This is a genomic window from Sulfitobacter sp. (genome assembly GCF_041552635.1).
In the GTDB taxonomy this organism is placed as follows: domain Bacteria; phylum Pseudomonadota; class Alphaproteobacteria; order Rhodobacterales; family Rhodobacteraceae; genus Sulfitobacter.
On sequence record NZ_JBFEKM010000183.1, the window covers coordinates 1 to 7,243 of the forward strand.

General features: G+C 56.7%; 10 protein-coding genes and 1 pseudogene. All 11 read left to right on the forward strand.

What is annotated here, in order from left to right; translation table 11 throughout:
* Positions 1-258 (forward strand): annotated as a pseudogene (locus tag ABYT07_RS17455) (NADH-quinone oxidoreductase subunit D); the annotation flags it as partial.
* Positions 259-339: 81 nt separating this feature from the next.
* The gene (locus ABYT07_RS17460) at positions 340-1,605 is read left to right on the forward strand and encodes an NADH-quinone oxidoreductase subunit E (RefSeq protein WP_372993306.1); all 1,266 of its coding nucleotides are present in this window, start codon (positions 340-342) and stop codon (positions 1,603-1,605) included.
* 33 nt (positions 1,606-1,638) lie between these two features.
* Positions 1,639-2,433, forward strand: a complete 795-nt coding sequence (locus ABYT07_RS17465; RefSeq protein WP_372993307.1) for an endonuclease — start codon at positions 1,639-1,641, stop codon at positions 2,431-2,433.
* A gap of 27 nt (positions 2,434-2,460) precedes the next feature.
* Entirely contained in the window at positions 2,461-2,688 is a 228-nt protein-coding gene (locus ABYT07_RS17470) for a DUF5337 domain-containing protein (RefSeq protein WP_372993308.1), read from the forward strand.
* 11 nt (positions 2,689-2,699) lie between these two features.
* Positions 2,700-3,995, forward strand: coding sequence for an NADH-quinone oxidoreductase subunit NuoF (gene nuoF, locus ABYT07_RS17475; RefSeq protein WP_008226057.1), 1,296 nt, complete (start codon positions 2,700-2,702; stop codon positions 3,993-3,995).
* A 2-nt stretch (positions 3,996-3,997) separates the two neighbouring features.
* Positions 3,998-4,405, forward strand: coding sequence for an MAPEG family protein (locus ABYT07_RS17480; protein ID WP_372993309.1), 408 nt, complete (start codon positions 3,998-4,000; stop codon positions 4,403-4,405).
* Between the two features lie 54 nt (positions 4,406-4,459).
* Entirely contained in the window at positions 4,460-4,696 is a 237-nt protein-coding gene (locus ABYT07_RS17485) for a hypothetical protein (RefSeq protein ID WP_372993310.1), read from the forward strand.
* Positions 4,696-5,151: a DUF3291 domain-containing protein gene (locus ABYT07_RS17490; RefSeq protein ID WP_372993314.1), complete on the forward strand. Its 456-nt coding sequence runs from the start codon at positions 4,696-4,698 to the stop codon at positions 5,149-5,151. The genes ABYT07_RS17485 and ABYT07_RS17490 overlap by 1 nt, the downstream gene beginning before the upstream one ends.
* 32 nt (positions 5,152-5,183) lie before the next feature.
* The gene (locus ABYT07_RS17495) at positions 5,184-5,510 is read left to right on the forward strand and encodes a hypothetical protein (RefSeq protein WP_372993311.1); all 327 of its coding nucleotides are present in this window, start codon (positions 5,184-5,186) and stop codon (positions 5,508-5,510) included.
* A gap of 115 nt (positions 5,511-5,625) precedes the next feature.
* Positions 5,626-6,027 (forward strand): DUF5333 domain-containing protein, encoded by a 402-nt coding sequence (locus ABYT07_RS17500; protein WP_372993312.1) that lies wholly within the window; start codon positions 5,626-5,628, stop codon positions 6,025-6,027.
* Between the two features lie 4 nt (positions 6,028-6,031).
* Positions 6,032-7,243: NADH-quinone oxidoreductase subunit NuoG (gene nuoG / locus ABYT07_RS17505; RefSeq protein ID WP_372993313.1), on the forward strand; the 1,212-nt coding region annotated here is incomplete at its 3' end.

Here is a 7,243-nt window from a genome sequence, read left to right on the forward strand (position 1 = left end):
ATCCACCACTTCAAGCTTTACACCGAAGGGTTCCACGTCCCCGCTGGCGAAGTTTACTGCGCCGTCGAAGCTCCCAAAGGCGAATTCGGCGTCTACCTTGTGGCGGACGGGTCAAACAAACCTTACCGCGCGAAAATCCGCGCGCCGGGTTATCTGCATCTGCAAGCGATGGATTACATGGCAAAAGGTCACCAGCTGGCCGACGTCGCGGCCATCATTGGCACCATGGATATCGTCTTTGGAGAGGTCGACCGTTGAGCCGGTCAGCCTTCTTCATTTTGCCAAATAAACTCCCGCCGGAGGCGCCTGTCGTTTCCGCAAGAACGAAAGCCTGATCTGATGCTGCGCCGTCTTCACCCCGACCAACCGACTAGCTTCGCCTTCACACCCGCCAATCAGGCATGGGCCGAAGCGCAGATCACCAAATATCCCGAAGGCCGTCAGGCCAGCGCCATCATTCCGCTGTTATGGCGTGCGCAGGAACAAGAGGGCTGGTTGAGCCGCCCGGCGATTGAACATGTCTCGGAAATGCTGGGACTTGCTTATATCCGCGGGCTAGAGGTCGCGACGTTTTATTTTATGTTCCAACTACAGCCGGTTGGTAGCGTGGCGCATATTCAGGTTTGCGGCACCACGTCTTGCATGATTTGCGGTGCCGAGGATCTGATCGCCGTCTGCAAGGAAAAGATCGCCGCCAAAGCGCACCAGATCAGTGACGACGGCAAATTTTCTTGGGAAGAAGTCGAATGTCTGGGGGCGTGTTCGAACGCGCCAATGGCCCAGATCGGCAAGGACTATTACGAGGACCTGACCACCGAAGGTTTTGCGGCGATGATCGACGACATGGCGGCTGGCAAGGTGCCGGTGCCGGGTCCCCAGAACGGCCGCTATGCCTCTGAACCGTTGTCGGGTTTGACCAGCCTCAAGCAGCATGACAGCGGAAAGACGCAATACAACGCCAGCGCACAATTGGCTGTTGATATCGGCGACAGCATCAAGCGGATCGATGGGACCGAAGTGCCGCTGACGGCCCCTTGGCAGGGCAAAGCCCAATCCGCTGCCGCCGCGAAGCGTGACGATCAGATGCCTCCCGCAGGGCCAGACGGTGCCCAAGGTGGACGCACTTCCGCCGAGGCTGCTGCCCCCCGTGACGTAGGCGACAGTTCGGATAAACGTTCCGAGGCCCCCGGTGCCGCAGAGGGGGTAGATGCCGTTGCAAAACCGGCCCCTGGCAGCGTGGCTCCCAAGCCGAAATCGTCGACCAAGACCACGACTGTGGCCGCATCCGCTGAAAAGAACGCCGAAACTGCGGGTACAAAGCCAGCGACGCTGGACGCGCCGCGCAGCGAAGGTGCTGATGATCTGAAGATGATCAAAGGCGTTGGACCGAAGCTTGAGAAAGTGGTTAACAGCTTGGGTTTCTATCATTTTGATCAGGTCGCAGCCTGGACAAGTGATGAACTTGCCTGGGTAGACCAGAACCTTGAGGGCTTTAAGGGGCGCGCGACCCGCGACGCTTGGGTAGAGCAAGCCAAGAAGCTCGCTTCTGGAGAAGAAACAGAATTCTCGTCTCGCGCCAAAAAAGATGATATCTATAAAAAATAGGGGATCATTGAACTGGCAGGGTAAGGGATAGACATGAGTAATTTGACGCAAAAAGAACAATGTACGCGGGGCTGCATGTTTGGCGGTGCCGGTTTTGGGCTCGCTGTGTTGGTGCTGCTTTGGCTGATTATTGGCTATGGATTTCTGATGTCCGCGGTCTTTGCTGTGATGCTTGGCGCGGTTGCGATCGTCGTTTTATCTTACCTGTTTTGTAACAAACCCGACGCCGTTGTTAGCACACCGCCAGCAGCGGCACCGGCAGATACTGGCGTTTCCGCCACGCCCGTCGAAGACGCTACACCAGCAGCAGCGCCCAAATCTGATGCAGCACCGGTTGCGGCACCTTCCAAAGCGCCTGCAAAAGTAGCGTTCTCAGGGATCAAGCCGAGCAAAGAACTGAAAGGCGAGAAAGAACTTGCGGAACGCAAGGGGGTCTACAAATACGAGGCACCCAAATCGACTGCGCCGCAGTCCGCCACTGCGAAACCGGTCGATCAAGCGGCTGTACCCGCCGCATTTGCAACGCTTCCCGATGATGACGATGGCGATGTCGCGGAAAGCCAGCCCGAAATTCTGACAGCGGCACGAACAGGCGGTGCGGATAATCTTAAGTTGATCAGTGGTGTCGGGCCAAAGTTGGAAGAAACGCTTAACGAGCTTGGCTTTTACCATTTTGATCAGATCGCCAAATGGGGCCCTGCGGAAATTGCTTGGGTTGATGCGAGGGTGCGCTTTAAGGGGCGCATCGTGCGCGACAATTGGATGGATCAGGCCAGAATTCTGGCCGAGGGTGGCGAAACCGAATTTTCGTCGCGCAACAAGAAATAAACCAAAGGCCTGGATGGTAACCGAGTGATGACCGAAGAAGAAAACAAAGCACTTGCCCGCAAGGGGCGAATGGTGGCGTTGGTCATTGCAGGCACCATGTTGTTGTGGATTGCAGTGCAATGGATGGCACCGCAGTTTGGCCTGCCCGGGCGCTATGCTTTGCTGTTTGACTTCGCAGCATTGGCGGCCCTGATCTGGGCGATGGTGAATATTTATCAGATGAGGCGGGCCCGCGCGGCCAGCCGTGACACATAAAGGTTAGCTTCATGCTTCAGGACCAAGACCGCATCTTTACCAATATCTACGGTATGCACGACCGCACGCTTAAGGGCGCGCAGGCGCGTGGCCATTGGGACGGCACAGCCGGTATTTTGAAGAACGGGCGTGACTGGATCATCGACCAGATGAAGGCGTCCGGCCTGCGTGGTCGTGGTGGGGCGGGTTTCCCGACGGGTCTGAAATGGTCCTTTATGCCCAAGGAAAGCGACGGCCGTCCCAGCTATCTGGTGGTGAACGCGGACGAATCCGAACCGGGTACCTGTAAGGACCGCGAAATCATGCGCCACGACCCGCACACGCTGGTCGAGGGGTGCTTGATCGCCAGTTTCGCCATGCAGGCGAATGCGTGCTACATCTATATCCGCGGCGAATACATCCGCGAAAAAGAAGCACTTCAGGCCGCCATCGACGAGGCTTATGATGCGGGGCTGGTGGGCAAGAACGCCTGCAAGTCCGGCTATGATTTCGACATCTATCTGCACCACGGGGCAGGGGCCTATATCTGCGGCGAAGAAACCGCATTGCTTGAAAGTCTTGAGGGCAAAAAAGGCATGCCGCGGATGAAGCCGCCGTTCCCTGCGGGTGCGGGTCTTTATGGGTGCCCGACCACGGTGAACAATGTGGAATCGATCGCCGTTGTACCCACAATCCTGCGCCGCGGGCCTGAGTGGTTCTCGAGCTTTGGCCGCCCGAACAATGCGGGCACCAAGCTGTTTGCGATCTCGGGTCACGTAAACAACCCTTGCGTTGTCGAAGAGGCGATGAGCATTTCGTTCGAGGAACTGATCGAAACCCATTGCGGCGGTATTCGCGGCGGGTGGAGCAACCTCAAGGCCGTGATCCCGGGCGGGTCGTCGGTGCCAATGATCCCCGGCGCGCAGATGAAGGACGCGATTATGGATTTCGATTACCTGCGCGAGCAGCGGTCGGGTCTGGGCACGGCAGCCGTGATCGTTATGGATAATTCGACAGATGTGATCAAGGCGATCTGGCGCTTGGCCAAATTCTACAAGCATGAATCCTGTGGCCAGTGCACGCCATGCCGCGAAGGCACCGGCTGGATGATGCGTGTGATGGACCGTCTGGTTACCGGCGACGCCAACCCCGAAGAGATCGACATGTTGCTGGACGTCACCAAGCAGGTCGAAGGCCATACGATCTGTGCCCTTGGGGATGCGGCCGCTTGGCCGATCCAGGGTCTGATCCGTCACTTCCGTGATGAAATCGAAGACCGGATCAAACACAAACGCACAGGCCGCGTCAGTGCCGTTGCGGCGGAATAGGCATGGAGATTTTTGCAGCTTACAGCCACGCGCTCGCCTCGCTTGCACTTTGGGGTGTAATGGTCAGCGTTCTGGGCGCGTTGTCGACCCGTGGGCGCAGTGCCGAAAACCGTTGCGATTGCGGCAAGCCCAAGCGCAATTATGATGACCCGGTTTATCGCAGCGAACGCGCCTTTATGAATGCGGTCGAAACCTCGGGCCCGTTTATATCCATGGCTGTGGCGGCTGTTCTGCTTGGGGCGTCACCGTTTTGGGTGAACCTGTTTGCGTCGGTGTTTGTCGTGGCACGGCTGGCAATGGCCTTTGTCCATATCCGTACCACAAACCAGCCCATGCGCAGTGCATTTTTCCTCGTTGGTTTGATCTGTCTGCTCGCGTTGGCGATTTTGGCGCTTGCCGCAGCATTCTAAAGTGCTCAGGCGGGGCGTGTTGATGTCCCGCTTTGACAAAAGGTAAAGGCGCTGATGGGGTTTTTGCGAAACTTTTGGGATGGTATCCTAAGCTTTGGGGCAGCAGTCTTGTCCTTTGCCATCTTCGCCGTGCCGGTTTGGTCCACGCATCTGGCGATCGCAGCCAAGATTGTTCCGGTTTGGGGCTATGTGGCCCTTGTTGGCCTGATATATATCGGTGGAAACCTGACAATCGCCTTCTTGCGCAAAGCGCTTGATGGCGTTGCTCCGCTTCGGGATCGGAGGCGATGATGAAAGACATGCATCTGGCAGAACTGAACGTCGGGCGGCTTTTGGCCCCGACGGATGATCCGAAGGTAGCCGAGTTCATGGAGAACCTTGACCGGATCAACGGCCTTGGCAAACGGATGCCCGGTTTTGTCTGGATGATGGAAGGATCGGGGGAGCCTGGGACAGGCAACACCGACTTCAAGATCGACGGCGATCCGCAGTATGTGTCGAATCTGACCGTCTGGGAGACAGCGGAAACCCTTGAGAAATTTGTTTGGAATACGCTGCACCATAAATTCTATGAGCGTCGTGATGAGTGGTTCGAGCATAAGACGGACAAACATTTCGTGATGTGGTGGGTGCCAAGGGATCACCGCCCGACATTACAAGAAGGGCTGGCGCGGCTGGACCATTTGCGCGAAAAGGGCGACAGTGATCATGCGTTTGGTTGGGCGTATTTGAGACAAGCAACGTGACGGATGCCGGCCCAAATCTGCGGAGTAAGAAGATGAAGCAAATTATCCTATGGTGTGCGGCGGCTGCGATGCTGTCAGCATGTACGTCGCGTGAAGACCGGGTCGCGTTTGATGGCAAGTATTTCAGTACCAAGATCAGCAAGGTTGACGGGCAGCGCGATGTTTTCACGCTGCGGGTCAAGAATGCCGCGCAATCAATTGATGGTGCCCGTGAGGCCGCGCGCTATGAGGCGACAGTCTATTGTGTGAGCAACTACGGCAGTTCCGATATCGACTGGGTCGTTGGCCCCGACACCCCGCCCGAGAATTTACGTCTAGTTGACAACAGTTTGACGTTTCAGGGGTCTTGCCCTTCGTGACGGATTGCGCGACATACCAAGGGCAAATGGCTGATTTCCGGATGTTATTGCATAACAACCCTATCAGTTCCCATGTGTGGACGGGGCACTCCGCCCCCTGCATGAGGAGAGTATGATGCGTAAGGTAATGATCGCCTTGATAAGTTTGAGCATGTTGGCCACACCCGTCGCCGCCAAACCACCGCTGCGTGATGTGGCTGCCGTGGATGACGCGCTGCTGTATTTGGGGCTGGCAGACCGGATTCGCAACGAATGCCCTGATATTTCGGCGCGGATGTTCCGTGCGCTTGGATATCTGAACGATATTCAGAAAACGGCAAAATCTTTGGGCTATTCAGATGACGAAATTGATGCCTATCGGAAAAGCGATGCTGAAAAAGCACGCATGAAGTCCCGCGGGGCCGCATATTTAAAGGCAAATGGGGTCGATACTTCTGATCCACAAAGCTATTGTGCGTTAGGCCGTGCAGAAATCCAAAAATCGAGCCGTATCGGTTCGTTACTGAGAGCGAAATAAGCATATGAGCGATATCCGCAAGATCATCATTGACGGTAAAGAAGTCGAAGTCGAAGGGGCGATGACGCTTATTCAGGCCTGCGAGGAAGCGGGGGTGGAAATCCCGCGCTTTTGCTACCACGAGCGTCTGTCGATTGCCGGCAACTGTCGGATGTGTCTTGTGGAGGTCGTAGGCGGTCCGCCCAAGCCAGCGGCAAGCTGCGCGATGCAGGTCCGCGATTTGCGCCCCGGCCCCGAAGGTCAGCCGCCGGTCGTGAAAACAAATTCGCCCATGGTCAAAAAGGCCCGCGAAGGCGTGATGGAGTTTCTGCTGATCAACCACCCGCTGGATTGCCCGATCTGCGATCAGGGTGGCGAGTGTGATTTGCAAGATCAGGCCATGGCTTACGGCGTTGATTTCAGCCGCTACCGTGAACCCAAGCGCGCGACCGAAGATCTTGATCTGGGACCGCTCGTTGAAACCCACATGACGCGCTGCATTTCATGTACACGTTGCGTGCGTTTTACCACCGAAGTCGCGGGCATTCACCAGATGGGCCAGACAGGCCGTGGTGAAGATGCCGAGATTACAGCCTATCTTGGCCAGACACTTGATTCGAACCTTCAGGGCAATATCATTGATCTGTGCCCCGTTGGCGCGCTGGTCTCAAAGCCCTATGCCTTTACTGCCCGCCCGTGGGAATTGTCCAAGACCGAATCCATCGACGTGATGGATGCGCTTGGGTCGAACATTCGTGTCGATACCAAAGGCCGCGAAGTGATGCGCATGTTGCCGCGCAATCATGATGGTGTGAACGAGGAATGGATTTCCGATAAAACGCGTTTTGTCTGGGATGGTCTGCGTCGCCAGCGTCTGGACACACCCTATATTCGCGAGAACGGCAAGTTGCGCAAAGCCGAATGGCCAGAAGCATTGGCCGCTGTCGCAACGGCGATGAAGGGCAAGAACGTCGCTGGTCTGATCGGTGATCTGGTCCCGGTCGAAGCCGCGTTTGCATTGAAGCAGTTGATCACAGGGCAGGGCGGCGTTGTCGAGTGCCGCACTGACGGTGCGAAACTGCCAGCCGGTAACCGGTCTGGCTATGTCGGCACGGCCGCAATCGAAGACATCGATACCGCGCAGTCGATCATGTTGATCGGCACGAACCCTGCGGTCGAAGCCCCCGTTCTTAACGCGCGCATCCGCAAGGCTTGGTCGCGCGGTGCCGATATTGGC

What these genes read in the sequence shown, in the direction of transcription:
- ABYT07_RS17460 (WP_372993306.1), top strand. Translation starts at nt 340, where the DNA reads ATGCTGCGCCGTCTTCACCCCGACCAACCGACTAGCTTCGCCTTCACA.
- ABYT07_RS17465 (WP_372993307.1), top strand. Translation starts at nt 1,639, where the DNA reads ATGAGTAATTTGACGCAAAAAGAACAATGTACGCGGGGCTGCATGTTT.
- ABYT07_RS17470 (WP_372993308.1), top strand. Translation starts at nt 2,461, where the DNA reads ATGACCGAAGAAGAAAACAAAGCACTTGCCCGCAAGGGGCGAATGGTG.
- nuoF (WP_008226057.1), top strand. Translation starts at nt 2,700, where the DNA reads ATGCTTCAGGACCAAGACCGCATCTTTACCAATATCTACGGTATGCAC.
- ABYT07_RS17480 (WP_372993309.1), top strand. Translation starts at nt 3,998, where the DNA reads ATGGAGATTTTTGCAGCTTACAGCCACGCGCTCGCCTCGCTTGCACTT.
- ABYT07_RS17485 (WP_372993310.1), top strand. Translation starts at nt 4,460, where the DNA reads ATGGGGTTTTTGCGAAACTTTTGGGATGGTATCCTAAGCTTTGGGGCA.
- ABYT07_RS17490 (WP_372993314.1), top strand. Translation starts at nt 4,696, where the DNA reads ATGAAAGACATGCATCTGGCAGAACTGAACGTCGGGCGGCTTTTGGCC.
- ABYT07_RS17495 (WP_372993311.1), top strand. Translation starts at nt 5,184, where the DNA reads ATGAAGCAAATTATCCTATGGTGTGCGGCGGCTGCGATGCTGTCAGCA.
- ABYT07_RS17500 (WP_372993312.1), top strand. Translation starts at nt 5,626, where the DNA reads ATGCGTAAGGTAATGATCGCCTTGATAAGTTTGAGCATGTTGGCCACA.